Origin of the sequence: Kosakonia sp. LAM2021 (genome assembly GCF_016620385.1) — a bacterium.
GTDB classification, from domain to species: domain Bacteria; phylum Pseudomonadota; class Gammaproteobacteria; order Enterobacterales; family Enterobacteriaceae; genus Kosakonia; species Kosakonia sacchari.
The window spans coordinates 39,718-65,264 of record NZ_JAENHT010000001.1 but is presented as its reverse complement, the minus strand read 5'-3'; the positions used below and the strand labels follow the sequence as shown (position 1 = coordinate 65,264).

Sequence of the window (25,547 nt, the reverse complement as noted above, 5' to 3'; positions counted from 1 at the left end):
TCGTTATCCCTGGTTAAGTAACCTGTTGAAAGAGGCTCACACATTATTATGCGCAACCGTGACAATTACAAAACCGCCGATGAATTCTGGAAAGCGCCTCGCAAAGCGCAGTTAACGTTCTTCACCCTTGCTGTTAACCCGATCACAGCCCGTAATGTAACATGTTACGTTATGAGTCATTTGTTTTTAAAACAATAAGATAGCTGGATATTTCATATTACTGGCTGCTAACGTTAAGCGGTCTGTGCACCTTTGTGCGCGGTTCTAATAAGAGAGAACATTATGTCCAGAGCCGTGAATGCCCTACAAAATTTTGGTAAGTCCCTCTTTGGTCCGGTGCTCATTTTGCCCATCGTCGGTTTGTTTATTGCCTTCGGAAATATCTTTGGCAACGGCAACCTGGCCGAATATTTGCCTTTCCTCGGTCATCCGTTTATTCAAAACGTCGGCCAGTTAATTGCCAAATCCGCCGTTTCGGTGCTGGCTAACCTGGCACTGGTGTTTGCTGTCGGCATCCCGGTCGGGCTGGCTTCGCGGGATAAAGGTTATGCCGCGTTAATTGGTCTGGTGACGTTTATTGTTTTCATCAACGCCATGAATGTCACTCTGCAGATGCAGGGTGCGCTGGCCCCGGCCGCGCAGATGAAAGCAGCCGGGCAGAGCATGGTGCTGGGCGTGCAGGTGCTGGAGATGGGCGTCTTCGCCGGGATCCTCACTGGCGCGCTGTCGGGCTATCTGTACGATAAATATTCCGGCGTACAGTTTTCCGGCGCGATGGCGATTTATTCCGGCCACTGTTTTGTCGCCATTATTATGCTGCCGGTGTCCATCGTGCTCGGTGTGGTGATGAGTGAGTTATGGCCCTTTGCTCAGCACGGTATCAGTGCGCTGGCGCTGGCGATTAAAGGTGCCGGGCCATTCGGCGTCGCGGTGTACGGTTTTCTGGAGCGCATTCTGGTACCGACCGGGCTGCATCACCTGGTTTACACCCCGTTCCTCTATACCGAGTTAGGCGGTACGGCAGATGTCTGCGGCAGCACCTATCAGGGCGCACGCAATATCTACTTCGCAGAAATGGCCTGCCCGAGCGTCACACAATTAAGTAGCACGGCGGTGTGGGATGCCCGCGGCATCAGTAAAATGTTCGGCCTGCCCGCTGCCGCGCTGGCGATGTATGTCACCGCGAAACCGGAACGCAAAGCCGCAGCAAAAGCCATTTTGATCCCCGCCGCGCTCACCTCGTTGCTGGTGGGCGTGACCGAACCGATTGAGTTCTCGTTTCTATTTGTCGCGCCGCTACTGTTTGTGGTCCACGCCGTGCTGACCGGCATTGGCATGATGCTGTTTTCTCTGTTCGGCGTTCATGCCATCGGCGCGAACGGCATTATCGATTTCATTCTCTACAACCTGCCGCTCGGCACCGAAAAATCCAACTGGCCGATGTACATCCTCGTCGGGTTCATCATGTTCGCCCTCTACTTCGTTATCTTCCGCTTCCTGATTTTGCGCTTCGATATGAAAACGCCAGGGCGTGAGGATGACAGCGAAGAGACACGCCTTTACAACAAGCAGGATTACCAGGCCAAAGGCAATAACGACGCGGTTGGCGAAGCGATTATCGAAGGCCTGGGCGGGCGCGCCAATATTGAAGTGGTGGATAACTGCTACACCCGTCTGCGCGTAACGGTAAAAGACACGGCGATGATTAATGAGCCGCAGTTGAAAGCGACAGGCGCAAAAGGCGTTATCAAACAAGGTAATAACGTTCAGGTGGTCTACGGGCTGCATGTCAAAAAAATGCGAGAAGCGGTTGAGATGTTTCTCTAAAGGAGTCCAGAAATGATTAAACCCCCGTTTATTTTATCGATCGCTGGTGGCGGCAGCACCTATACGCCGGGCATCGTCAAAAGTCTGATGGTGAGACTGGAAGATTTTCCGCTGGCGGAAATCCGCCTTTACGATATCGATGAAGCCCGGCAAAACACCATCGCGCCAGTGGTGGAAAAAGTGATCCGTGACCACAGCCAGAGCATTAAATTCACCGTCACCAGTGATGCAGAAACGGCGTTTCGCGGCGCGCACTTTGTTTTCGCGCAGATGCGCGTCGGGCAGTACAAAATGCGTGAGCAGGATGAAAAGATCCCGCTGCGCCACGGCGTGGTGGGTCAGGAAACCTGCGGCCCTGGCGGATTGGCTTACGGGCTGCGTACCATTTTGCCGATGGTAGAATTGATAGATTTGGTGGAACGTTACGCTGACAAAAGCGCCTGGATCGTTAACTACTCCAACCCGGCAGCGATTGTCGCCGAAGGGGTGCGCCGCCTGCGTCCCAACGCGCGCGTGCTGAATATTTGTGATATGCCGGTGGCGGCAATGCGCAATATGGGCGCGATCCTCGGCGTTGATCGCCACAAACTGGAGGTGGATTACTTCGGCCTGAATCACTTTGGCTGGTTTACCAAAGTGCGGGTCGATGGTGAAGACCGGCTGCCGGAACTGCGTGAGCACGTGGCCCGTTTTGGTCTGTTGACTGAAGATGCCGCGCAAACCGATCCGCAACATTCCGATCCGTCATGGGTGAAAACCTGGCGCAATATTAAGCCGATAATGGATCACTTCCCGGAATTTTTGCCGAACCCCTATTTGCAGTATTACCTGATGCCAAACGACATTGTTGCGCATCAAAACGCCGATTACACCCGTGCCAATGAAGTGATGGACGGGCGCGAGAAGAAATTGTTTGCCGCTGCGGCGGAGTATCAGCGCACCGGTATTCTGCCGGATGCGTTCCATGTTGGGGTACACGGCGCGTTTATCGTTGATGTCGCGTGTTCGCTGGCTTTTGACCTGCGCCAGCGCCATCTGGTGATTGTGGAAAATAAAGGGGCGATTGCTAACCTGCCTTACGATGCCATGGTGGAAGTCCCGGCGTATATCACCAGTGAAGGGCCGGAACCGGTGCGGATGGGCGCGGTGCCGCTGTTCCACCAGACGTTGCTAATGCAGCAACTGTCGTCGGAACAACTGCTGGTGGAAGCCACCATTGAAGGCAGTTACGAGAAAGCGCTGCAGGCATTTACCCTCAACCGCACCGTACCGACCATGCAGCATGCGAAAGCAATTCTGAATGAGATGATCGAGGCCAACCGTGACTACTGGCCCGCGCTGCAAAAAGCATGGGAAAACGGCAAACCAGCATAAAAATAACGAGGTCGCTCGCGGCGTTAGCGAAGTCGGCTTGTCGGGTCATGAAAAAACGTTAACAATTCAGGTTACTGTTGATGACACGGAGACAACCATGTCCACCTCGTATTTTGTCGCGGCCGACTGGCTGATAGAGCACAGCGATGATCCCGAAATCCAGCTGATTGATGCGCGGATGGCGCCAGTGGGTCAGGAGCATCGCGACATGAGAGCGGAATACCGCGCCGGGCACCTTCCCGGTGCGGTCTTTTTTGATATCGAAGCCCTTTCCGATCACACCACGCCGCTGCCGCATATGCTGACGCGCCCGGAAGCGTTCGCCGTGGCAATGCGCGAACTGGGCATCAACCAGGATAAACATCTGGTGGTGTATGACGAGGGCAATCTCTTCTCTGCCCCGCGCGCCTGGTGGATGCTGCGTAATCACGGTGTGGAAAATGTCTCGATTCTGGCCGGTGGGCTGGCAGGCTGGCAGCGCGATGCCCTGCCGCTGCAAAAAGGCGACGTGCCGCTGCCGGAGTCCGATTTCAATGCCAATTTCGACCCGCACGTGGTGAAAAAACTGACCGACGTGCTGCTGGCAAGCCACGAAGGCACGGCGCAAATTGTCGATGCCCGCCCTGCTCCACGTTTTAATGGCGAAGTGGATGAACCGCGCGCGGGTCTGAAGCGCGGCCATATTCCCGGTGCGCTGAATGTGCCGTGGGTCGATTTAGTCGTTGAAGGTGAACTGAAAACAACCGATGAGCTGGCGGCGATTTTCCGCCGTCAGGGTGTGGATCTGAACAAACCGATTATCGCCAGCTGTGGCTCCGGCGTGACGGCATCGGTGGTGATCCTTGCACTGGAAACGCTTGGTGCAAGTAACGTGACCCTGTATGACGGATCCTGGAGTGAATGGGGCGCGCGCGACGATTTACCCATCGAAACGGCGTAAATGGACAACCGACTGGCACCACTGTTGACGCGCGGGGAATCACTGACCCGCGCGGAATATCGCGTTCTTGCGCATCTGACGGAACACCCGTTGCTGGTGGGGAACATCACGGTGCGCGAGCTGGCACAGGCGACATTTGTCTCCACCGCCACCATTATTCGCCTGTGCCAGAAGCTCGGTTTTAGCGGCTATAGTGAGTTTATCTGGCACTGCAAACAGCGGCTGGCAGACACGCCGCACATTACCGGGCCGCACAGTGAACCTGCCGAGCTACCCGCCGCTTTCGCGCAGTTTATGGCGAATTATCAGCGTACGTTTCAGTGGGTGAGCGCGGAAAAACGGCAGCAATTTGCTGCCCTGCTGCTTGAGCAGGAAAGTTTTTTTCTTTACGGCGCCGGTTTTTCCTATCTGTTTGCCGAGTACCTGACCAAGAAATTGCAGGTGCTGGGCAAGACGGCGTTTATTTCCGGGCCGGGCGACAGCCGGAATATCTTTCTCAGTAACGCGGCGCGCTACCAGGTATTTATTGCCGTCTCCCGCAGCGGTGAAACGGAACAAGTGCTGGATAAAGCACGTATTGCGCGCACCGTCGGTATGACGGTGGTGGCGTTTACCCGCGCGTCGGTAAACCCGCTCGCGGAGATGGCGGATATCCATTTTGCGCTGTACGACGAAGCGGTTCATTTTGCCGCTGAAGCCGCCGGCATCACTTCGTTCGAGTCAAATCTGGTCCTGCTGATGGATTTGTTGCTGCTGGAAGCGACGCAATAATGCTTGCCGCAGCGCGGCAAGCATCAGTAAACGCGCGAATTACGAATGGTTCAGTTCACGCCGTGCCCAGGCGGCCTGAATGTATTCATGGAGCGCGACATACAGCTCCTCAATCGACATTTTTTCACGCTGTGCGCCTTTCAACACCCCGCCAGGCAGGCTTATTACCACTTTGTTCTTCTTCGGCTCAAACGTAAAACTGCGGAACAAACGCCCGACGGTGCAGGTCGGCGGCTGATAACCTTCTCGCCAGTAGAGATCGATAAACACCCACTCATTGACACTACGAATATCAATATTTTCAATCTCCGCCAGCAAGAGCGGCGCGCTGAGCTGATAGCTCTCGATGCCTTGCGCAGTCAGCGTGAACAGCGGTTGACGCACGCGGGTATGCATCGTCCAGCTCGCCAGCCCAAAAATAAGCCCACCGACCGCCAGGCCAAAGATTATCTTCTCCATCGAGGTGTTGGCGGTGGCGTTCCACTGGATACTCAGCGCGAGGACTAAACCGGCACCAGCAACGCAGAGCACCGCCAGCACCAGGAACAACCAGAAATTTTTCTTACGCAGCGAGACAACGACGCTTTCCGTGGAGTGTGCTGCCAGATTCTCTAATTCGGCCTGATAAGCGTCATGGTGCGCTTCCACATTGCTCGCCATGCCAGCGGTTAACGCGGCTGACAAAGCCGAAGCATCGCGAAATAAACTGCGCATCCACTGGTAATCCGCCTCGTCCGCCGGGCGCGACGCCCGGGCCAGCAGCGTTTCATCCAGCGGCACATTGAGTTGCTCAATACGCACGCGCGTCGGCGGGTGGCTGTCTGTTGGGTGCGCCAGTTCCTGCTCAAGTGAGGCGGCAACATCAAAACGCCCGCCCTCACGCAGCGAAGTAAACAGACTGTGCACCAGGTCGTGCGTCTCAAGTTTGCGGTTAAAGAACAGCTCCATCGGCGCGTTAAAACGTTCATTGAGCGCAGAGAAACGCAGCAGCGAAGCCGCCAGCGCCTGTGGCGAGCTGGTACGAGCGCCCGCCGTGTCCGCCGCCAGTTCGCGCACGCGGCTCCAGCCATTGACCGTTTCATGGAACTGACGGTAAAACCACAGGCCAAGATGAATGGTCGGGTTGAGCGCCAGCCGCTCAAGCCAGCCGCTGCTCGCCACATCGCGATAAAAGTAGTCGAGACTGTTTTCCATACCGGCATACAGCCCGGCGAAATGCAGGGTGTAGACGGTATCATTACCGGAAAAGTGCCCCAGCTCATGGCCAATCACGGCGGCCACTTCGTCTTTATTCATAAACGCGGCGTAACTGAGCGGGAAATAGAGCGTATTGCCGGTTAACCGCGCGCCATTTTCAATTTGTACCGGGCTTGCGGTGACGTAAAAACCCTCAAATAAACCGACAACAATATTATCCGGCACAATAGCCTGCCCGCGCTGGGCTAATTCTCTGACCCAGCGCCACAGTTCCGGCGCATCGGCTTCAGAAACAGCCGCACCATGAACCTGCATATCTTGTGGCTCAAACAGCGCAAAGCAGCGTTTTAGTAAGAACAGGCTTTTCAGCACCATAAATACCAGCGAACCAATGATCAGCAAAACAAATATCACCAGTTTGATATTAAAGGCGCTCGCCCTGCCGAGCGTGTAGATCCAGCACACTTCATATAACAGCACGCAGACCAGTGCGAAACCAATCGACGCCATTACGCCAACCATAATAAATGGCAGTAATTTACGACAAAGGGTAAACGCGGCAATTAACTTTTCCGCAGATATACGGGCTTTCCGTACGCTTAAAACACAGAGAATTACCGCGCTGGTACTGGCAAACAAGCCCAACAGAGAAAACAACATGCCGGCTTTGGCGAGGATCTGGCGCGACATATCGGCAAATACGCTATGGCCAACAAAACCATATTGCGTGACCTGGTAAACATCCACTTCGTTAATACGGATATTCTGCCAGCAGGCGTAGAAGAAGAGAATTAACGGTACGCCGAAGCAGTACAGCAGGCTTTTTTTGTCCATAAAAAGTAACCGTAAAGAAACGTAAAAACGCACCGTATCACAGGTATAGGATTAATACATAATTTATGGAATTTACGACGAAAACTGCGTGACGTTATTAATGAAAGGCTAATAATTCAATTTTTTAAATAATAGAAGGCGGTACATAACATACCGCCCAATAATTAAATAATGCGATTTTGCTTAAAGTCGCGCAGGAAACTTCCCCAGCGTCGTTCGTAGAAAGGGGTAATATGCGCCATCATAAAATGGCTAATGCCTTTCTCACCTTCAACGACCTGGCAAATATCTACCGGTTCATCGCCTGGCAGCGTATCGGTCGCCACACTGCCCGCCGCGTGAATAATCTCTTCGATATCACCTTCGGCTTCGATACCAATCAGCAGATTGGGCTGCTCATCGGCCTTCTCTTTGATTGAACAGAGAAACGCGCGCTTCACGGTTTTGATGCTTTTAAACAGCGTGGTCAGCGAATCCACCATTTGCGCAGGCGGTTCAGCCACTTCGGAAAGCAGTAGCGCCGTGCCGCCCTCCAGCACTTCCTGCTGGCTTAGAGGGCTGCCCTCTTCGCCCACCAGGTGTCTGATTTCTCGCGGGGTGAACTCTTTGCCGGTCGGTAACTTGGCATTGAGAAACAGCGTCTCGCCGAGCGTCATTTCAAACAGTGTGCGCGCAGGCATCACCACGAACGCCTGCTCCTCTTCCACCGCCTGTTGCAGGGCTTCGAGCGAGGTAAAGAACGGGATCACGGAGGTGCCGTCATCTTTTTCCCAGTGCTGTAAATCAAGCGCGCTGTCTTCAACAATAGCTTCGCCCTCCGCCGCCGTGCCTGGCACCCAAACCGTGGATTCCAGCAGCGTGCGGAAAAATGCCGGACGATACGCAGGCTCGGTTGCGGCCTGTTCCAGCAGGGTTTCTAATTCGTTTTTGCTTTCTGACATAGTGGTTCCAGAGAGTTTCCTCTCCCTTGCGGGAGAGGAAAAAAGATTACTTCGCGGTTAACAGATTCGCCAGGGTACGTACGCCAAGGCCAGTCGCTCCCGCCGCCCACTGCTCAACCGCCGCTTTACGATAGGTTGCTGAGCAGTCGATGTGCAGCCAGCCCTGCTGGTAGTTTTCGACAAAGTGCGACAGGAAACCGGCCGCCGTGCTCGCCCCCGCCGGGAATGAACCACCTGCGGTGTTGTTCAGTTCTGCGAAGTTGGACGGCAGCTGATTGCGATGGAACTCGGCCAGCGGCAAGCGCCAGAACGGCTCGTTTTCCGCGCTCGCGCTGCTGAGCAAACGCCCGGCAAGCGCATCGTCAAAGCTGAACAGCGCGTGGTAATCATTGCCGAGCGCGGTTTTCGCCGCACCGGTCAGCGTTGCCGCATCGATAATCAACTCTGGTTTCTGCGCTGAGGCGTCAATCAGGCCATCCGCCAGCACCAGGCGCCCTTCCGCATCGGTATTCATGATTTCAACGGTTTTACCGTTACGATAACGGATGATATCGCCCAGTTTGAAGGCGTTGCCGCTAATCAGGTTATCCGCACAGCACAGGTACAGTTTGATGCGTTTATCAAGCCCGCGATTAATGGCAAACGCCATCGCACCGGTCACCAGCGCAGCGCCGCCCATGTCGGATTTCATGGAATCCATTGAGGAAGTCGGCTTAATGCTGTAACCGCCGGAATCGAAGGTAATGCCTTTGCCCACCAGCGCGGCATAAACCGGCGCGTCCGGATTACCGGTCGGGTTGTAGTCCAGCGCCAGCAGTACCGGCGGGCGCTCAGAACCCCGGCCAACCGTATGCAGACCGAGATAGTTCTGCTCGCGCAGATCTTCCCCTTTGGTGATGCGATACGAGACGTTATCGCCACCGACTTTGTGCAACAGATCGACCGCGCGCTGCGCCAGTTGCTCCGGCCCCAGCTCTTCCGCCGGGGCGTTGATGGTGTCACGCACCCAGTCGATCACCAGCAGGCGGCTATCCAGCTCTTTTTGCTCTGCGTCGTTAAGCGGCGCCCATTCCACTTTGCGCGTACCTTTTGGCCCTTTATAACCGGCCCAGAACGCCCAGCTGCGATCCGCGTCCCAACCTTCACCACTCAGGGCAACATGTTTGATACCCATGCCGTCGATTTTACGCGCGGCACGTTGGATCAGGCCGACGTCATCTTTCCCGGTTAAATGCAGCGCGATACCGTCGTTATTGATGCTGTAAGTGGCTTTTTCACCCCAGCGCGCATCGGCGCTTTGCGTTGTCAGCGTAATTTTCATAGCTTCTGTCATTATTTTTATCCTTATGGCTGTTCATAAAAACGGGCCGCCCGAAGGCAGCCCGTTTGATGATTACGATGCTTCGTCTAACCAGACTAGCAGAATCGCTTCGAGAATTTTTTCATTCGATGCATTCGGATCATCGTCAAATTCTTCCAGCTCGCAAATCCACTGGTGCATATCGGTGAAACGCACGCTTTTCGGATCCACGTCCGGGCGGCTGTCGTACAGCGCCTCGCCGATTTCGCGGCTATCGGTCCATTTCAGCCCCATATCAGTGCTCCCGCGCGTGGTTGATGGTGTAGCGAGGAATTTCAACCACCAGATCTTCATCGGTCACACGCGCCTGGCAGCCTAAGCGGCTTTCTGGCTCCAGACCCCACGCTTTATCCAGCATGTCGTCTTCGTCTTCGCTGCTTTCCGGCAACGAGTCAAAACCTTCACGTACCACACAGTGGCAAGTGGTGCAGGCGCAGGATTTTTCGCAGGCATGCTCAATCTCAATCCCGCCGCGCAGGGCGACATCAAGAATGGTTTCACCGCTCTTAGCTTCCAGAACTGCGCCATCCGGACAGAGATCCTGATGAGGCAGAAAAACAATTTTAGGCATATTAAACCTCGTCGACGGAATGGCCTTTCAGCGCGGTACGTACGGATTGATCCATACGGCGTGCGGCGAATTCCTGGGTTTGTTTATCTACATTTTTAATGGCTTGTTCTATCGCGTCGGTGTCATCGCCGTCGGCAACCGCGCGTAACTGCGCGACTGCGTCGTCGATCTCCGCACGCTCTGCGGCGCTTAACAGCGCGGCGTCAGCGGCAAGCGCGCTGGCAAGGCTTTCCAGCACGCGCGCGGCTTCCACTTTCTGCTCCGCCAGCATTCGCGCTTTCACGTCTTGCTCGGCGAAACTCATGGAGTCTTTAATCATGTCGGCGATTTCGCCATCGGTCAGGCCGTACGACGGTTTCACCTGAATGGAGGCTTCCACGCCGGTGGATTTTTCCATCGCGGTTACGCTGAGCAGACCGTCAGCATCCACCTGGAAGGTGACGCGAATATGCGCCCCGCCCGCCGGCATCGCCGGGATCCCGCGCAATGCAAAACGCGCCAGTGAACGGCAGTCTGCCACCAGCTCACGCTCGCCCTGCATTACATGGATTGACATCGCGGTCTGGCCATCTTTGAAAGTTGTGAACTCCTGCGCACGCGCCACCGGAATAGTGGTGTTACGCGGGATCACTTTTTCTACCAGGCCGCCCATGGTTTCCAGCCCCAGGGAGAGCGGAATGACATCCAGCAGCAGCATTTCGCTGTCCGGCTTGTTACCCACCAGAATATCCGCCTGGATTGCGGCGCCAATCGCCACCACTTTATCCGGGTCAATCGACGTCAGCGGCGTGCGGCCAAAGAACTCGCCTACCCGTTCGCGCACCAGCGGCACGCGCGTTGAACCACCGACCATCACCACTTCCAGCACCTCTTGCGCTTCAACACCCGCATCTTTCAGCGCGCGACGACAAGAGAGTAAAGTGCGTTTGACCAGCGTTGAAATCAACGCTTCAAACTGGGCACGTGTAATCGTGCCCTGCCAGCCCGCCACATCAACGGTGACGCTGTCGGCATCGCTGAGGGCGATTTTTGCGGCAATCGCCGCATCCAGCAATTCGCGCTGTTGGCGCGCGTCGCTGCGATCGGTAATCTCCGCCTGTTCACAAATGTAATCTGCCAGCAGATGGTCGAAATCGTCGCCGCCGAGCGCGGAATCACCGCCGGTCGCCAGCACTTCGAAAACGCCACGGCTCAGGCGCAAAATAGAGATATCAAAGGTGCCGCCGCCCAGGTCATAAACGGCAATCACGCCTTCTTTACCGGAGTCCAGACCGTAGGCGATAGCAGCAGCAGTCGGTTCGTTCAGCAGGCGCAATACATGCAAGCCTGCCAGACGCGCTGCATCTTTAGTGCCCTGGCGCTGTGCGTCATCAAAATAAGCAGGAACGGTGATCACCACGCCGTCCAGATCGCCGGAAAGCGTCTCTTGCGCGCGAGCGGCAAGGGCTTTGAGGATATCCGCAGAGACGCGAATCGGGTTAACCAGACCGCCACGTGTGGCAATCATTGGCAGACCATTTTCACTGGGCTGGAACTGCCACGGAAGATGTGGGTAACGCGCCTGAATGTCGGCCAGGCTGCGCCCCATCAGGCGTTTGACTGAACTGATGGTGTTTACTGAATCTTGCGCGGCGTTGGCGCGGGCGTCATAACCGACAACGTGGCTGTCGGCCTGGTAGTTAACCACCGAAGGGAGCAGGTGACGTCCGGCGCTGTCGGCCAGCGTTTCCGCCTGCCCGCTGCGCACGGTGGCAACCAATGAATTGGTGGTGCCGAGGTCGATACCCGCCGCCAGACGACGCTGGTGCGGCGCGGCGCTCAGACCGGGCTCACTGATTTGTAATAAGGCCATGATGTGCTTCCAAAAAAATTAAAAACCGAGCAGTTTTTCTTCGAGTTGTTCTGTTGCGCTGCGCAGTTTATCGAGAAAACGCAGTTTACGCACGGTATCCGCCGCCGCATCCCACGTCTGGCTATCTAATTGCTCCACCATTTGCCGATGGCGCGCGTCATACATTTCTTTCACACGCTGTTGAAATGCTTCCAGACGGGCCGCGTCTTGCGCTTTTTCAATCTCGTCCAGCTCTTCACGCAGCTCAAGTTGCTCCATTAAGAAGGCGGTATCGCGCACCGTGTGCTGCTCGGAGGCTAAATCAAAACCGTGCAGCGACAGCAAATATTCTGCGCGCGTTAGCGGGTTGCGCAGCGTTTGCCATGCCTGGTTAATGGTAGCGGATTGCTGGACGGCAGCCAGTTGTTCCGCCTGCGGGCGGTTTGCGAAGCGGTCCGGGTGGAACTGACGTTGCAGATCCTGGAAACGTGTCGCCAGCGCCTGAACATCGAGCGGATAGTGGGCCGGCAACCCAAAGAGGGTGAAGTAATCCATAACAATTCCGGGTGTGCAATCGAAACAAACCCCACGCGCAGGACGCTGCGGTGGGGTCATCGGATGGTGGCGATTAAACGTTGAAGCTTTCGCCGCAACCGCACTCGTCTTTAACGTTCGGGTTGGTGAATTTAAACCCTTCGTTCAGGCCTTCTTTGACAAAGTCCAGTTGAGTGCCGTCGAGGAATTGCAGGCTTTTGCCGTCAACCACTACCTTCACGCCTTTGTCTTCAAACACCGTGTCTTCTTCGTTCGGCGCATCGACAAATTCAAGGACATAAGCCATACCAGAACAGCCGGAGGTTCTCACCCCCAGACGCAGACCAAACCCTTTACCGCGGTTGGTCAGGAAGGTATTGACTCGCGCGGCAGCACTGTCGCTCAGGCTAATGGACATGACAACAACCTCCCGCCTTATTTCGCTTCTTGTTTACTTTTGTAATCCGCAATTGCGGCTTTAATCGCGTCTTCCGCCAGGATAGAACAGTGGATTTTCACCGGCGGCAGTTCCAGCTCTTCGGCGATATCGGTGTTTTTAATCGCCTGCGCTTCGTCCAGTGACTTGCCTTTCACCCACTCGGTAACCAGCGAGCTGGAAGCGATTGCAGAGCCGCAGCCGTAAGTTTTAAAACGCGCGTCTTCGATAATGCCTTTATCGTTAACTTTGATCTGCAGTTTCATCACGTCGCCGCACGCCGGTGCGCCAACCATGCCGCTACCAACCGTGTCGTCGTTGTCGAACGAGCCAACGTTGCGCGGGTTTTCGTAGTGATCGATTACTTTTTCGCTATAAGCCATTTTTTCTTCTCCTGCTTGCGCAACAATTAATGATGAGCCCATTCGATGGTGGTCAAATCCACGCCCTGTTTGAACATTTCCCACAGCGGAGAGAGTTCACGCAGACGGCCGATGGATTTACGTACCAACGCGATGGTGTAATCAATTTCTTCTTCGGTGGTGAAACGACCTAAAGAGAAACGGATGGAGCTGTGCGCCAGCTCATCATTCATGCCCAGTGCGCGCAGCACGTAGGACGGTTCCAGGCTTGCGGAAGTACAGGCAGAGCCGGAGGATACAGCCAGGTCTTTCAGCGCCATGATCAGCGACTCGCCTTCAACGTAGTTAAAGCTGACGTTGAGGATGTTCGGTGCGCCGTGCTCGAGATCGCCGTTCAGGTAAACTTCTTCGATATCGTTAATGCCGTTCCACAGACGGCTACGCAGGCCGCGCAGACGTTCCATTTCGCTCGCCATCTCTTCTTTCGCGATGCGGTACGCTTCGCCCATGCCAACGATCTGGTGGACAGGCAGCGTACCGGAACGCATACCGCGCTCGTGACCGCCGCCGTGCATCTGCGCTTCGATACGCACACGCGGTTTACGCTGAACATACAGCGCGCCGATACCTTTCGGCCCATAAATTTTATGGCCGGAGAAGGACATCAGATCCACTTTAAGCTGGCTCAGGTCGATAGGCAGTTTGCCCACGCTCTGGGTGGCGTCAACATGGTAGATAATGCCACGCGCACGGCACATTTCGCCGATTGCCGCGATATCCTGCACCACGCCGATTTCGTTGTTCACGTGCATGATGGAAACGAGGATGGTGTCTTCACGCATCGCCGCTTCCAGCTCTTTGAGATCGATAATGCCGTTGCTCTGCGGGGCGAGATAGGTCACTTCGAAGCCTTCGCGCTCCAGTTGACGGCAGGTGTCCAGCACGGCTTTGTGTTCGGTTTTGCTGGTGAGAATGTGCTTGCCTTTTTTCTGATAAAAGTTGGCTGCACCTTTGATCGCCAGGTTATCGGATTCGGTTGCACCGGAAGTGAAGACGATTTCACGCGGGTCCGCACCAACCAGCTCTGCAATCTGGTTACGGGCGATATCAACCGCTTCTTCAGCTTGCCAGCCAAAACGGTGAGAACGGGAAGCAGGGTTACCAAAGGTCCCGTCCAGGGTCAGAAACTGCATCATTTTCTCGGCAACACGCGGATCCACCGGCGTGGTTGCGGAGTAATCGAGATAAATCGGTAATTTCATTGCTCTTTAAACTCCGTACATCGCTCTAATGCAAGGAATCAGGCAACCGGCTGGATGTACGACCGCGTTAACAGGGCACTGTTGTGTGCCCTGGCCTGATTCTGAATTCTGTTTTTTATTATGCGCGCAGTTTGACGTCGATAGCGTCTTGAGCGCGGGTGTTGCGATGGGATTCGTTACTGTGCTGACGGTCAGACACATCAAGGATTTCCTGGTTGTTAACCAGTTCACCCAGCGTGATGTTGTTTAAGAAACCGGTCAGACGATCGCTCAGATCGCGCCACAGTGCATGGGTCAGGCACTTATCGCCACCCTGGCAGCCGCTTTTACCCTGGCAGCGGGTTGCGTCTACGGATTCGTCAACCGCGCTAATGACTTCGCCAACGGCAATGGTATTTGCGTCTTTACCCAGCAGGTAACCGCCGCCCGGACCACGTACGCTGGCGACTAAGCCATTTTTACGCAGACGGGAAAACAGCTGCTCCAGGTAGGAGAGGGAAATACCCTGACGCTCGGAAATATCAGCCAACGGAACCGGGCCCGCTTCGGAGTTGAGTGCAACGTCCAGCATTGCGGTCACGGCATAACGCCCTTTAGATGTCAGTCTCATGTCTTACAAGCCTCAAACTCGCCCCTGCCCGGGGTGTATTATTAATATGTTAATGTTGCATAGCAGACGCAAGTCTGACATTCCCGACTAAATTGGTCAACTATTTAGTTGACTGTTTTAGTCAGGTATTTGTCGTTTAGTGCTTTCATATATTTAGGCCGAAAAAAGCATTTCCCCGGCTTCGCGCATTACTCTTTATGCTTCTGTTCAATGGACGCCAGAATGCCGCGCAGGATATTAAGCTCCTGACTTTCCGGGCGCGCGCGGGTAAACAGACGGCGAAGTTTGTTCATCACCTGGCCGGGGTGATTTTCACGAATAAAACCGGTTGCCAGCAACGTTTGCTCCAGATGCCCGTAAAAACGCTCCAGATCGTCCACCAGCGGGTACGGCGTCTCTTCATGCTCAACTGCCGGAGCAGTGCTCTCTTGCGCTGCCAGCCAGGCCATGCGCACTTCATAAGCAATAACCTGCACCGCCATCGCCAGGTTCAGCGAGCTGTATTCCGGGTTGGCGGCAATCGCCACGTGGTAGTGGCACTTTTGCAGCTCATCATTGGTGAGGCCAACGCGTTCGCGCCCAAACACCAGCGCGACCGGCGCGTGTTGCGCTTCGGCAACGCTTTTCAGCCCGCATTCACGCGGATCGAGCATCGGCCACGGCAGCGTGCGGGAACGCGCGCTGGTGCCAACAACCAGGCTGCAACCGGCGAGCGCTTCATCCAGCGTGTCGACGATTTGCGCATTGCCAATCACATCGCTGGCACCTGCGGCCAGCGCGATAGCTTGTGAATCCGGTTTTACCAGCGGGTTCACCAGCCAGAGATTCGTTAAACCCATTGTTTTCATTGCACGAGCAACAGAGCCCATGTTGCCGGTGTGGGAAGTTTCCACCAGTACGATTCGAATATTTTGCAGCATAGATTTTCAACGGCTAAAGAATATTCGCGCATATTATCATAAAGCAAAGACATAATCCGAATTCGCTGCTATGATATGCGCCGTTTTCCGTTCTTTAACATCCAGTGAGAGAGACCGATGCATCCGATGCTGAACATCGCCGTGCGTGCTGCGCGCAAGGCGGGTAATTTAATTGCCAAAAACTACGAAACTCCGGACACCGTAGAAACCAGCCAGAAAGGCAGCAATGATTTCGTGACCAACATTGATAAAGCAGCCGAAGCGCTGATTATCGAAACGATCCGCAAATCTTACCCGCAACACACCATCATCACCGAAGAGAGTGGTGAGCACGAAGGCGCTGACCAGGATGTGCAATGGGTTATCGATCCCCTGGATGGCACCACCAACTTTGTTAAACGCCTGCCGCACTTCGCGGTATCTATCGCCGTACGAATCAAAGGCCGCACAGAAGTCGCTGTGGTTTACGATCCTATGCGTAACGAACTGTTCACCGCTACTCGCGGTCAGGGCGCACAGCTGAACGGTTACCGTCTGCGCGGCAGCACGGCTCGCGATCTGGATGGCACCATTCTGGCGACCGGTTTCCCGTTCAAAGCCAAACAACACGCCACCACCTACATCAACATCGTGGGCAAACTGTTCACCGAATGCGCGGACTTCCGCCGCACCGGTTCCGCGGCGCTGGATCTGGCCTACGTTGCCGCTGGCCGCGTGGATGGTTTCTTCGAAATTGCGCTGAAACCGTGGGATTTCGCCGCAGGTGAATTGCTGGTACGTGAAGCGGGCGGCCTGGTGTGCGATTTCACCGGCGGTCACAACTATATGATGACCGGCAACATCGTGGCAGGTAACCCGCGCGTGGTTAAAGCGATGCTGGCGAATATGCGTGAAGAGCTGAGCGACGCGCTGAAACGCTAAGTCAGGCTGTGCCCGGCGGTGGTTCGCCGCCACCGGGCGCTATCAAAACGGTCGTAATCCGCCGCCCGGCGGTAACGCACTGACCCACATCACTACCGACGCGCTAATTAACAACACGCCACCGGCCAGAGCCAGCGTGGTCCAGCCAACCTGTCGCCACAATACCGGCGCACGATCCCCACTTAATTTCACCGCCAGCTGGCGAAAACCATGAACCAGCAACGCCAGCGAACTGATGGTCAGCGACGTTCCGACCGCCATTGCCAGCGCGGACGCCACACCCCAGCTAAACACGCCAATCACTTTACTGAACAGCAGCACCATGATCGCACAGGAACAGGGGCGCATCCCCATCGACAAAATAATCATTAACCGTGCGCGCCAGTCATCACCGCTCTGCAACTGTGAGGCCGTGGGTAAATGCTGATGACCGCAACCGCATCCTTCGTGATGCACATGGTGCGGCGTAAAGGCGCGGAATTTCGGCGTTTGTACAAGCGCGCGCAGCTTTTTCAACGCTCGCCAGCACAAAAGCACTCCCAGCACACCTACCAGTAAATAACTGCCCTTCTCCAGCCAGTAACTGCTCAAATGCAGCTGCCGCGCGGGCAGCGCCAGAATACTCAGCACAACCACGACCAGCGCAATGGCCACCAGCCCCTGCAACAAAGAAGAGGCCAGCGTTAACCCAATCGCCGGTTTCAGTTTCGACGGATGCGTGGCAAGCCAGGTGGTGATCACCACTTTGCCGTGCCCCGGTCCAAGCGCATGCAGCACACCATAGACGAAACTAAACAGCAACAGCACCCCACCGGCCTGACGCGGGTTTTCCGCCACCGCTTTTAGTAGGCTGCTCATTTTCATATTCACATCGCGCTGCCAGATAACGCTTTTCATCATCACTTGCGGCCAGATCTGCCATAGCCACAATGCGGCGACCAGCGCGCATACTATAAAAAGCACCAGTGGCCACCAGTGCAATAAGCGTCGTTTTCGCGCCGTCGCGCTCACCATCACGGACATGTCAGCGTCACCGTCTGGGCAAATTGTTTACCGAGTTCCATATCTTCTGCCGGCGCATCGGCTTTATCCAGCGACTGGGCATAATTCAGCACCTCTTCTCCCGGTTTGGGTGTTTGTACCGCCAGTTTGCAGCCCTGAGGCGCAGTAGCAGGCAATGCCGCGTCGCTCGCTTTTGCGTAACTCATATCGACAAAATAGGTGGGATCGAAAGTGGAAAAAGTATACTGCTGGCCGCCGAGCCCCTGCGGTTCGGCGAGCGGCAAAATAAACGTCAGCACCGCCTGGTGCGCGATCTGTTCCATGCCATATTCCGTGGGTCGGTTAAGAAACTTCACTTTCTGCCCGTTGTGCCAGACTTCGGTGAAATAGTGTTGACCCAGCACGTTTGCCATCACTTCCGCCGCCAGTTTTTTCCAGATCTCATCGCCGGGTTTTGCATTGCCTGCGTCATACAGCAGGTCTGCTGAGGTGATCTCATCCATCGTCCAGCGCATTTTCAGCCCGGTGAACTGCCCATTGTCGATTAACACTTGCGTTTTCATGCGGATAAAACTGTGCGGATGCGCCACCACTGAAAATGATAAAAGCGCGAGAAACAGGCTACTGACGCATTGTTTAACTGCTTGCATGTATTCCCCACGAGAAAAATTCTGTGATGCTCCCCGGCAATCCTGAATGAAAGAGCTGCCGCTGCGCTATCGCTGAGCATACCTTTAACTACGCTTATCAAAAACCCCAACTGGAATCTGACAGATGACAATTGTAATGACACCGCCATCTGCGCTCTCCAGTCCGCAGCGCCGCTGCCAGGTGCTTTTGATGCTCGCCTTGCCGGGGCAGCACGTCACCATGGAACATATCAGCGCTATGAATGGAGTGGACGACGCCGTGGCTCGCCGGGATATCGCTGAAACGGAAAGTGAAATTCAGCGCTACCACCGGCTCTCAATCGTTCCCCACCCTAACGGCGGCTTTCGGATTGAGGGCGCTCCGCTCGATCAACGTTTATGCCTGTTGCACTGGCTTCGCCGTGCGTTGCGGCTGTGCCCGCAATTTATCACGCAACAGTTTACTCCGGCGTTAAAAACCGCGCTTAAACAGCAAGGTATTGCCCGAACGTTATACGACGACACAAACCTGCTGGCGTTGATTAATCTCTGTTCGCGCCGCCTGCAGCGCGTCTTTGAATGCCGGGATATGCAATTTCTGCGTCTCTATTTGCAATATTGTTTACTGCAACATCACCAGGGACATACCCCGGAATTTAACCCGGTTCAGCAAGAATGGGCGCGAATGCGCGCCGAGTATCAGGTAGCACAGGAGATTGTGCGTCACTGGCAGCGCCGCGTTGTCGACTCTCCGCAGCAGAATGAGCACCTGTTCTTATCGCTGCTGTTTATGCTGGTGCGCACGCCCGATCCGCTGCGTGACCAGCAACACCAGGATCGCCGTCTGCAAAAAGCTATCCGCCGGATGATCGCCCGCTTTCACGCTCTGGCGGGGCTGCGCTTCAGCGACGAGCAGGGTTTAAGCGCCCAGCTCTATATTCACATTGCCCAGGCGCTGGATCGCAGCTTGTTCGGCATTGGTATTGATAACAGCCTGCCCGACGAGATTAACCAGCTTTACCCGCGCCTGATGCGAACCACCCGCGATGCATTGCAGGAACTGGAAGACGAGTACGATTTGCGCTTTAGCGATGAAGAGGCCGGGCTGGTGGCGGTGATTTTCGGCGCCTGGCTGATGCAGGACAGCGATCTGCATGAGAAACAAGTGGTGTTGATTACTGGCGAAGACAGTACGCGCGAACAGCAGATTGAGCAGCAACTGCGTGAATTAACACTGCTGCCGCTCAGTATTAAATATTTGCCGCTGGCGGAATTTCGTAAGACCGGCGCACCGAAAGACGTGACATTGATTATCACGCCTTACACTACGCCGTTGCCGCTGTTCTCACCGCCGCTGATCCACACCGACGGTCCGCTGAGCGGGCAACAGCAGCGGCATATTCGCGACATGCTGGAAAGCTAGCGGGCCTGTACGGCGACGTTCGGGCGCAGGAACAGGGCCGGAATGGCCAGCACGGCCATGACAAAAAACAGCCCCTGATGCTGATGTTCAAACAGGAAACCGGCGATCATGGTCATCAGCGCAATACTGCCGCCCATCGCGACCGCTGAATACACCGCTTGCAGGCGAATCACCTCACTGCCCTGCCGCGCCGAGATATAGCGCATCGCGGCCAGATGGCAAACGGTGAACGTGCCGCAGTGTAGGATCTGGGCAATAATCAGCCACGGAAGCTCGGTCGTCCAGCCCATCAGGCTCCAGCGCACCAACCCGCAAACAGCGGAAAGCAGCAGCAGATCGCGCGCGCTGAAGCGGCGGAACAGCCGGTTACTGAGCGCGAAAATCACCACTTCCGCTACCACGCCCAACGACCACAGATACCCTACCGTTGAAGCAGAATACCCCGCCGACTGCCAGTAGATGGCGCTGAAGCCGTAATAGGCGGCATGCGCGCCCTGCAGCAGCGACACGCAGGCGAGAAAACGCCAGTTCTGTGCAATCAGTGCCCGCCAGGCCTGCCAGCCTGCGCCGTCCTGCTGGCGATTTTCACCCTGCGGCAAAATGGAAGGACGCAGCAGCATCCCCAACAACATGGATGCCGCGCCCAGCGTCAGCAGCGCCAGAATCGCCTGGTAATCAAACAGGCTCACCAGTTTGCCGGTGAGCGCCGAACCAATCACAAAAGCAATCGATCCCCACAGACGCACGCGGCCATAATCCATCGGGAACTGTTTTTGCCAGGTGCCCGCCAGCGCATCGGTGAGCGGCACCAGCGGTGAAAAGAAGAGGTTGAAACCGATGATAATGACCGCCAGCCACGCCACATGCGTTCCTGCATAAAACGCCAGCGCAAACAGCAATGTGGCAAGCGCCAGTACGCGTAAAGCCATAATCAAGCGGGAAGGATCGCTCACGCGCGGGGCGATGAAAAGGCTGCCAAGAAAGCGGGCGACAAGACCTGCGCCGAGCAACATACCGATGATTTCGGGGGTCAGCCCTACGCCTTTGAGCCAGACGCTCCAGAAAGGTAAAAAGATACCGTAGCTAAAAAAGTAGGTGAAATAAGCGAGCGCCAGCCAGCGCGTGGACTGCAAGACCATGATTTCCTCCTGAATGGAGGCGATAGTCTGGCGATAAATAACAGGGCTGGCAAGTAACAATCAGGCAACACATGCGCTTGCCCAACGTTTGCAGGCGAATATCTGCCCCCGGGCTACTCGTCATTGCTTAGCGAATATAAGAATCCAGCACGCTCAGCACCACATCCAGATCCGCTTCACGCTTAATTTCGTCGTTCTCATGCACGATATGATCGGTCAGATGGCCTTTGATCACCTCGCGCATTAACCCGTTTACTGCGCCACGGATCGCCGCGATTTGCTGCAAAACCTGGGCGCACTCATGAGGTTCATCGAGCATTTTTTTCAGCGCGCCAACCTGCCCTTCGATTTTGCTCGCCCGCGCTTTCAGCTTTTTCTTGTCCCGGATGGTGTGCGACATACAGACCTCAAATCGACCGTGCTTAAACGACCCTTAGCATACCATGCATCAACTGGGGGGGAGTTTATTTCTACTGGGGGATAGTATTTTTTACTGGGGGGGAGTAGATTTGAGCGCACAAATTTTTACCGAGAATTATTCTCATGAATAACTTCACCACCCTTTTTCAGCAAGGAAACGCCTGGTTTTTTATTCCGAGCGCCATCCTGCTAGGCGCGCTGCATGGCCTCGAACCGGGGCACTCTAAAACAATGATGGCGGCATTTATCATTGCCATTAAAGGCACGGTTAAACAGGCCGTGATGCTGGGTCTCGCCGCCACGCTATCGCACACGGTGGTGGTGTGGCTGATTGCGCTCGGAGGCATGTATCTCAGCAACCAGTTCACCGCGCAAGCCGTTGAACCCTGGCTGCAAATGGTGTCTGCGGTGATCATTTTCGGTACGGCGGTGTGGATGTTCCTGCGCACCTGGCAAGGTGAACGTTCGTGGCTCGCCGGGCATCATCACCACCACGATCATGACCACAGCCATGCGCATCGCGTGCCCAGCCTGGTGCTTCAACCCGTTTCACACGCCCGGGCTACCGCACAGCCAACAATTCTGTCGCTGCGTAAAGTGACCAAAGAGGAGGAGTATCAGGATGCGCACGAGCGGGCGCACGCGCGGGATATTGAGCGGCGTTTTACCGGCGGCGAGGTGACTAACGGGCAGATCCTGCTATTCGGTTTAACCGGCGGGCTTATCCCCTGCCCGGCGGCGATCACCATTTTGCTGATCTGTATTCAGTTAAAAGCCATCACATTGGGCGCAACATTAGTGGTTTCTTTCAGTATCGGGCTTGCACTTACACTGGTGGCGGTTGGCGTTGGCGCGGCAATCAGCGTACAGCAAGCGGCAAAACGCTGGTCTGGTTTCAATACGCTGGCGCGTAAGGCCCCCTATTTTTCCAGCGCGCTTATCGCACTCGTCGGGATTTATATGGGCATTCATGGCTATAGCACACTGCATTAAGGCATAAAAAAAACCCGCCGAAGCGGGTTTTTCAAAGCTGAATAAACTTAGGCGTAAACCGGGAAGCGGGCGCAGATATCCAGAACTTTCTGTTTAGTGCGCTCAATAACGGCTTCGTCATTGATGCTATCCAGCACGTCACACATCCAGCCAGCTAGCTCCTTCACTTCCGCTTCTTTGAAGCCGCGGCGAGTCACAGCCGGGGAACCGATACGAATACCGGAAGTGACAAACGGGCTCTTCGGATCATTCGGCACGCTGTTTTTGTTCACCGTAATGTTCGCACGGCCCAGCGCGGCATCCGCTTCTTTACCGGTCAGGTTTTTGTCCACCAGATCCAGCAGGAACAGGTGGTTTTCAGTACCGCCAGACACCACTTTGTAGCCACGGTTCAGGAACACTTCCACCATCGCTTTGGCGTTTTTGGCAACCTGCTGCTGGTAAACTTTAAACTCTGGCTCCATCGCTTCTTTCAGTGCCACCGCTTTTGCCGCGATAACGTGCATCAGCGGGCCGCCCTGCGCGCTTGGGAAAACAGCGGAGTTCAGTTTTTTATACAGCTCTTCGTCACCGCCTTTCGCCAGGATCAGACCACCGCGCGGGCCCGCCAGGGTTTTGTGGGTGGTGGTGGTCACAACGTGCGCATGCGGAACCGGGTTCGGGTAAACGCCAGCGGCAATCAGACCCGCAACGTGTGCCATGTCAACGAACAGGTAAGCACCGATGCTGTCGGCGATTTCACGCATTTTTGCCCAGTCAACGATGCCGGAGTAAGCAGAGAAACCACCGATAATCATCTTCGGTTTATGCTCTTTCGCCTGCTTCGCCATGTCTTCGTAGTCAATTTTACCGGACTCATCAATACCGTAAGGGATGATGTTGTACAGTTTGCCAGAGAAGTTAACCGGGGAGCCGTGAGTCAGATGACCGCCCTGCGCCAGGTTCATACCCAGAACGGTATCGCCCGGTTGCAGCAGCGCAGTGTAGACCGCGAAGTTCGCTTGTGAACCGGAGTGCGGCTGCACGTTAGCGTAATCCGCGCCAAACAGCTCTTTTGCACGATCAATTGCCAGTTGCTCAACGATATCCACATACTCGCAACCGCCGTAGTAACGTTTGCCCGGGTAACCTTCGGCGTATTTGTTCGTCAGCTGAGAACCCTGAGCCTGCATTACACGCGGGCTGGTGTAGTTTTCGGAGGCGATCAGTTCAATGTGTTCTTCCTGACGTACTTTTTCCTGCTCCATAGCCTGCCACAGTTCGGCATCATAATCGGCAATGTTCATTTCACGCTTTAACATCCGCATCTCCTGACTCAGCTAACAAAACAACTCTAAATGAGGGCCCAAATTTGGGGAACGGCCCACAGTATAACTGATTAATATTCTGATAACAGGTCTTGACAAAGGTTTTTACGCAAACGATTGGCTCCGCGTCAGACAAGGGTTTGAGCGATAACATACTTCCCTTTTAAAGCGGATTTCTTTTCAGGTTTGTGATGCAACTTATTCACGAGGTAAATCCCTTTACATTGTCCGCTCTTTACAAGCCTGGTCGCTGCGCTATAAGATTCATTTAAAATACAACTTTAAATAATCTGCAAAAAAGGAAGCAATCATGCTCGACGCCCAAACCATCGCTACGGTCAAAGCCACCCTTCCCCTGCTGGCGGCAACCGGACCAAAACTCACTGCCCATTTTTACGACCGGATGTTCACTCACAACCCGGAACTGAAAGAGATTTTCAATATGAGCAACCAGCGCAATGGCGATCAGCGTGAAGCGCTGTTCAACGCCATTGCCGCTTACGCCAGCAATATTGATAATCTTGCCGCGCTGCTGCCGGCGGTTGAAAAAATTGCCCAGAAGCACACCAGCTTCCAGATCCAGCCGGAACAGTACAACATTGTGGGCACACACCTGCTGGCGACGCTGGATGAGATGTTCAGCCCAGGGCAAGAAGTGTTGGACGCCTGGGGAAAAGCCTACGGCGTACTGGCGGGTGTCTTTATCAATCGTGAAGCGCAGATTTACAGCGAACACGCGGAAAAAACCGGCGGCTGGCAAGGCACGCGCGCCTTCCGCCTGGTAGAGAAAAAACCACAGAGCGCACTGATTACCAGCTTTGAATTCGAACCGGTCGACGGTCAGCCGGTCGCCGCATATCAGCCCGGGCAATATCTGGGTGTCTGGCTGAAGCCGGAGGGTTTCGCCAATCAGGAGATCCGCCAGTATTCACTGACCCGCAAGCCTGACGGCAAAAGTTACCGTATCGCGGTAAAACGCGAAGCGGGCGGGCAGGTTTCTAACTGGCTGCATAACAGTGCGAAAGTGGGCGATATTGTGCACCTTGCAGCGCCTGCCGGGGATTTCTTTATTAATGTGCAGAGCAACACGCCGGTCACGCTGATCTCTGCGGGTGTCGGTCAAACACCGATGCTGGCGATGCTCGACAGCCTTTCCAAATCGCAGCATGGCGCGCAGGTAAACTGGTTCCACGCCGCGATGAATGGTGAGGTGCATGCTTTTGCCGATGAAGTGAGCAAACTCGGCGCGTCGCTGAACCATTTTTATCAGCATATTTGGTATCAACAGCCTGCGGCGGCTGAGGCGAATAGCGGTCGCTATCACAGTGAAGGGTTGATGGATTTACACGCGCTGGAAGGGAAGTTCAGCGATCCGGCAATGCAGTTTTACCTCTGCGGGCCGGTCGGTTTTATGCAGTTTGTCGCGCAACAGCTGGTCACGCTTGGCGTGAACAAAGACAGCATTCATTACGAATGCTTTGGTCCGCATAAAGTGTTGTAAAACAGACTCCCTCACCCTGCGGGGTGAGGGAAAAATATCAGATTGCGGCGTCGTCTTCTTCGCCGGTACGAATACGTACAACGCGCGCGACGTCAAAGACGAAGATCTTACCGTCGCCGATTTTACCGGTCTGGGCAGTACGGATAATGGTGTCCACGCAGGTATCAACGATGTCGTCAGTCACGACAATTTCAATCTTCACCTTCGGCAGAAAATCCACCATATACTCCGCGCCACGGTAAAGTTCAGTGTGGCCTTTCTGGCGACCAAAACCTTTCACTTCCGTTACCGTCATCCCGGTGATGCCGACTTCAGCCAGCGCTTCACGTACGTCATCCAGTTTGAAAGGTTTAATAATCGCATCAATCTTTTTCATGGTCGTTCCTTACACGCTTTTGCCAGTCTGCTGCATCGTAATCGGTTGCTCACAGTACCATAATCA

General features: G+C 54.9%; 26 protein-coding genes. 8 read left to right on the top strand and 18 right to left on the bottom strand.

Translation table 11 applies throughout. From position 1 onward, the window contains the following. Nucleotides 1-282: 282 nt before the first annotated feature. From JKP81_RS00310 to JKP81_RS00295, 4 genes are all read left to right on the top strand, one after another. Entirely contained in the window at nt 283-1,827 is a 1,545-nt protein-coding gene (locus JKP81_RS00310) for a PTS transporter subunit EIIC (RefSeq protein ID WP_200550164.1), read from the top strand. A 12-nt stretch (nt 1,828-1,839) separates the two neighbouring features. Beyond that, nucleotides 1,840-3,201, top strand: a complete 1,362-nt coding sequence (locus tag JKP81_RS00305) for a 6-phospho-alpha-glucosidase (protein WP_200550163.1) — start codon at nt 1,840-1,842, stop codon at nt 3,199-3,201. Between the two features lie 97 nt (nt 3,202-3,298). Beyond that, nucleotides 3,299-4,141, top strand: a complete 843-nt coding sequence (gene sseA, locus JKP81_RS00300) for a 3-mercaptopyruvate sulfurtransferase (protein WP_200550162.1) — start codon at nt 3,299-3,301, stop codon at nt 4,139-4,141. Continuing rightward, a complete protein-coding gene (locus tag JKP81_RS00295; protein ID WP_200550161.1) occupies nt 4,142-4,912 on the top strand; it encodes a MurR/RpiR family transcriptional regulator in 771 nt (256 codons plus the stop codon). Nucleotides 4,913-4,951: 39 nt separating this feature from the next. Here the strand turns inward: JKP81_RS00295 and JKP81_RS00290 are convergent, their stop codons facing one another. The 12 genes from JKP81_RS00290 to trmJ all read right to left on the bottom strand — a co-directional run bounded on the left by JKP81_RS00290 (nt 4,952) and on the right by trmJ (nt 15,770). After that, entirely contained in the window at nt 4,952-6,943 is a 1,992-nt protein-coding gene (locus JKP81_RS00290; protein WP_200550159.1) for a M48 family metallopeptidase, read from the bottom strand. A 164-nt stretch (nt 6,944-7,107) separates the two neighbouring features. Next, a complete protein-coding gene (sseB, locus tag JKP81_RS00285; RefSeq protein WP_200550157.1) occupies nt 7,108-7,884 on the bottom strand; it encodes an enhanced serine sensitivity protein SseB in 777 nt (258 codons plus the stop codon). A gap of 46 nt (nt 7,885-7,930) precedes the next feature. Next, on the bottom strand, nt 7,931-9,217 hold the full coding sequence (pepB, locus tag JKP81_RS00280; RefSeq protein WP_200550155.1) for an aminopeptidase PepB: 1,287 nt from the start codon (nt 9,215-9,217) through the stop codon (nt 7,931-7,933). Between the two features lie 60 nt (nt 9,218-9,277). Next, nucleotides 9,278-9,478 (bottom strand): Fe-S cluster assembly protein IscX, encoded by a 201-nt coding sequence (gene iscX, locus JKP81_RS00275; protein ID WP_200550153.1) that lies wholly within the window; start codon nt 9,476-9,478, stop codon nt 9,278-9,280. Between the two features lies 1 nt (nt 9,479). After that, the gene (gene fdx / locus JKP81_RS00270) at nt 9,480-9,815 is read right to left on the bottom strand and encodes an ISC system 2Fe-2S type ferredoxin (protein ID WP_039079657.1); all 336 of its coding nucleotides are present in this window, start codon (nt 9,813-9,815) and stop codon (nt 9,480-9,482) included. Nucleotide 9,816: 1 nt separating this feature from the next. Further along, nucleotides 9,817-11,667 carry a Fe-S protein assembly chaperone HscA gene (gene hscA, locus JKP81_RS00265; RefSeq protein ID WP_200550151.1) on the bottom strand — a complete coding sequence of 617 codons (1,851 nt, stop codon included), beginning with the start codon at nt 11,665-11,667 and terminating at the stop codon, nt 9,817-9,819. Nucleotides 11,668-11,685: 18 nt separating this feature from the next. After that, nucleotides 11,686-12,201, bottom strand: coding sequence for a co-chaperone HscB (gene hscB / locus JKP81_RS00260; protein ID WP_200550149.1), 516 nt, complete (start codon nt 12,199-12,201; stop codon nt 11,686-11,688). A 73-nt stretch (nt 12,202-12,274) separates the two neighbouring features. Then, nucleotides 12,275-12,598, bottom strand: coding sequence for an iron-sulfur cluster assembly protein IscA (iscA, locus tag JKP81_RS00255; RefSeq protein WP_131406460.1), 324 nt, complete (start codon nt 12,596-12,598; stop codon nt 12,275-12,277). A gap of 17 nt (nt 12,599-12,615) precedes the next feature. Further along, nucleotides 12,616-12,999 (bottom strand): Fe-S cluster assembly scaffold IscU, encoded by a 384-nt coding sequence (gene iscU, locus JKP81_RS00250; protein WP_017459010.1) that lies wholly within the window; start codon nt 12,997-12,999, stop codon nt 12,616-12,618. Nucleotides 13,000-13,025: 26 nt separating this feature from the next. After that, complete coding sequence (iscS, locus tag JKP81_RS00245; protein ID WP_200550146.1) at nt 13,026-14,240, bottom strand: cysteine desulfurase; 1,215 nt, start codon at nt 14,238-14,240, stop codon at nt 13,026-13,028. Between the two features lie 118 nt (nt 14,241-14,358). Beyond that, nucleotides 14,359-14,850 (bottom strand): Fe-S cluster assembly transcriptional regulator IscR, encoded by a 492-nt coding sequence (iscR, locus tag JKP81_RS00240; protein WP_200550144.1) that lies wholly within the window; start codon nt 14,848-14,850, stop codon nt 14,359-14,361. Between the two features lie 188 nt (nt 14,851-15,038). Beyond that, entirely contained in the window at nt 15,039-15,770 is a 732-nt protein-coding gene (trmJ, locus tag JKP81_RS00235; RefSeq protein ID WP_200550142.1) for a tRNA (cytosine(32)/uridine(32)-2'-O)-methyltransferase TrmJ, read from the bottom strand. Between the two features lie 117 nt (nt 15,771-15,887). On the opposite strand from trmJ, the gene suhB reads away from it, so the two are divergent. After that, complete coding sequence (gene suhB, locus JKP81_RS00230; protein ID WP_200550140.1) at nt 15,888-16,691, top strand: inositol-1-monophosphatase; 804 nt, start codon at nt 15,888-15,890, stop codon at nt 16,689-16,691. Between the two features lie 42 nt (nt 16,692-16,733). Here suhB and JKP81_RS00225 read toward each other — a convergent pair whose 3' ends face one another. Both JKP81_RS00225 and JKP81_RS00220 read right to left on the bottom strand, forming a co-directional pair. Further along, entirely contained in the window at nt 16,734-17,714 is a 981-nt protein-coding gene (locus JKP81_RS00225; RefSeq protein WP_200550138.1) for a nickel/cobalt transporter, read from the bottom strand. Continuing rightward, nucleotides 17,705-18,343: a DUF1007 family protein gene (locus JKP81_RS00220; protein ID WP_200550137.1), complete on the bottom strand. Its 639-nt coding sequence runs from the start codon at nt 18,341-18,343 to the stop codon at nt 17,705-17,707. The genes JKP81_RS00225 and JKP81_RS00220 overlap by 10 nt, the downstream gene beginning before the upstream one ends. Nucleotides 18,344-18,467: 124 nt before the next feature. Here JKP81_RS00220 and csiE point away from each other — a divergent pair, with 124 nt between their 5' ends. Further along, complete coding sequence (gene csiE, locus JKP81_RS00215; protein WP_200550136.1) at nt 18,468-19,745, top strand: stationary phase inducible protein CsiE; 1,278 nt, start codon at nt 18,468-18,470, stop codon at nt 19,743-19,745. Here csiE and JKP81_RS00210 read toward each other — a convergent pair. Then, on the bottom strand, nt 19,742-20,884 hold the full coding sequence (locus JKP81_RS00210; RefSeq protein ID WP_200550135.1) for a 3-phenylpropionate MFS transporter: 1,143 nt from the start codon (nt 20,882-20,884) through the stop codon (nt 19,742-19,744). The genes csiE and JKP81_RS00210 overlap by 4 nt on opposite strands. 127 nt (nt 20,885-21,011) lie before the next feature. After that, complete coding sequence (rcnR, locus tag JKP81_RS00205; protein WP_065370335.1) at nt 21,012-21,284, bottom strand: Ni(II)/Co(II)-binding transcriptional repressor RcnR; 273 nt, start codon at nt 21,282-21,284, stop codon at nt 21,012-21,014. A 143-nt stretch (nt 21,285-21,427) separates the two neighbouring features. Between rcnR and JKP81_RS00200 the strand changes: the two genes are divergently transcribed. Then, nucleotides 21,428-22,297 carry a nickel/cobalt efflux protein RcnA gene (locus JKP81_RS00200; protein WP_200550134.1) on the top strand — a complete coding sequence of 290 codons (870 nt, stop codon included), beginning with the start codon at nt 21,428-21,430 and terminating at the stop codon, nt 22,295-22,297. A gap of 47 nt (nt 22,298-22,344) precedes the next feature. On the opposite strand, the gene glyA is transcribed toward JKP81_RS00200, so the two are convergent. Beyond that, nucleotides 22,345-23,598, bottom strand: a complete 1,254-nt coding sequence (gene glyA, locus JKP81_RS00195; RefSeq protein WP_131406444.1) for a serine hydroxymethyltransferase — start codon at nt 23,596-23,598, stop codon at nt 22,345-22,347. 316 nt (nt 23,599-23,914) lie between these two features. Here glyA and hmpA point away from each other — a divergent pair, with 316 nt between their 5' ends. Next, complete coding sequence (hmpA, locus tag JKP81_RS00190) at nt 23,915-25,105, top strand: NO-inducible flavohemoprotein (RefSeq protein ID WP_200550133.1); 1,191 nt, start codon at nt 23,915-23,917, stop codon at nt 25,103-25,105. 37 nt (nt 25,106-25,142) lie between these two features. On the opposite strand, the gene glnB is transcribed toward hmpA, so the two are convergent. Then, nucleotides 25,143-25,481, bottom strand: coding sequence for a nitrogen regulatory protein P-II (glnB, locus tag JKP81_RS00185; protein ID WP_002438074.1), 339 nt, complete (start codon nt 25,479-25,481; stop codon nt 25,143-25,145). Nucleotides 25,482-25,547 lie beyond the last annotated feature (66 nt).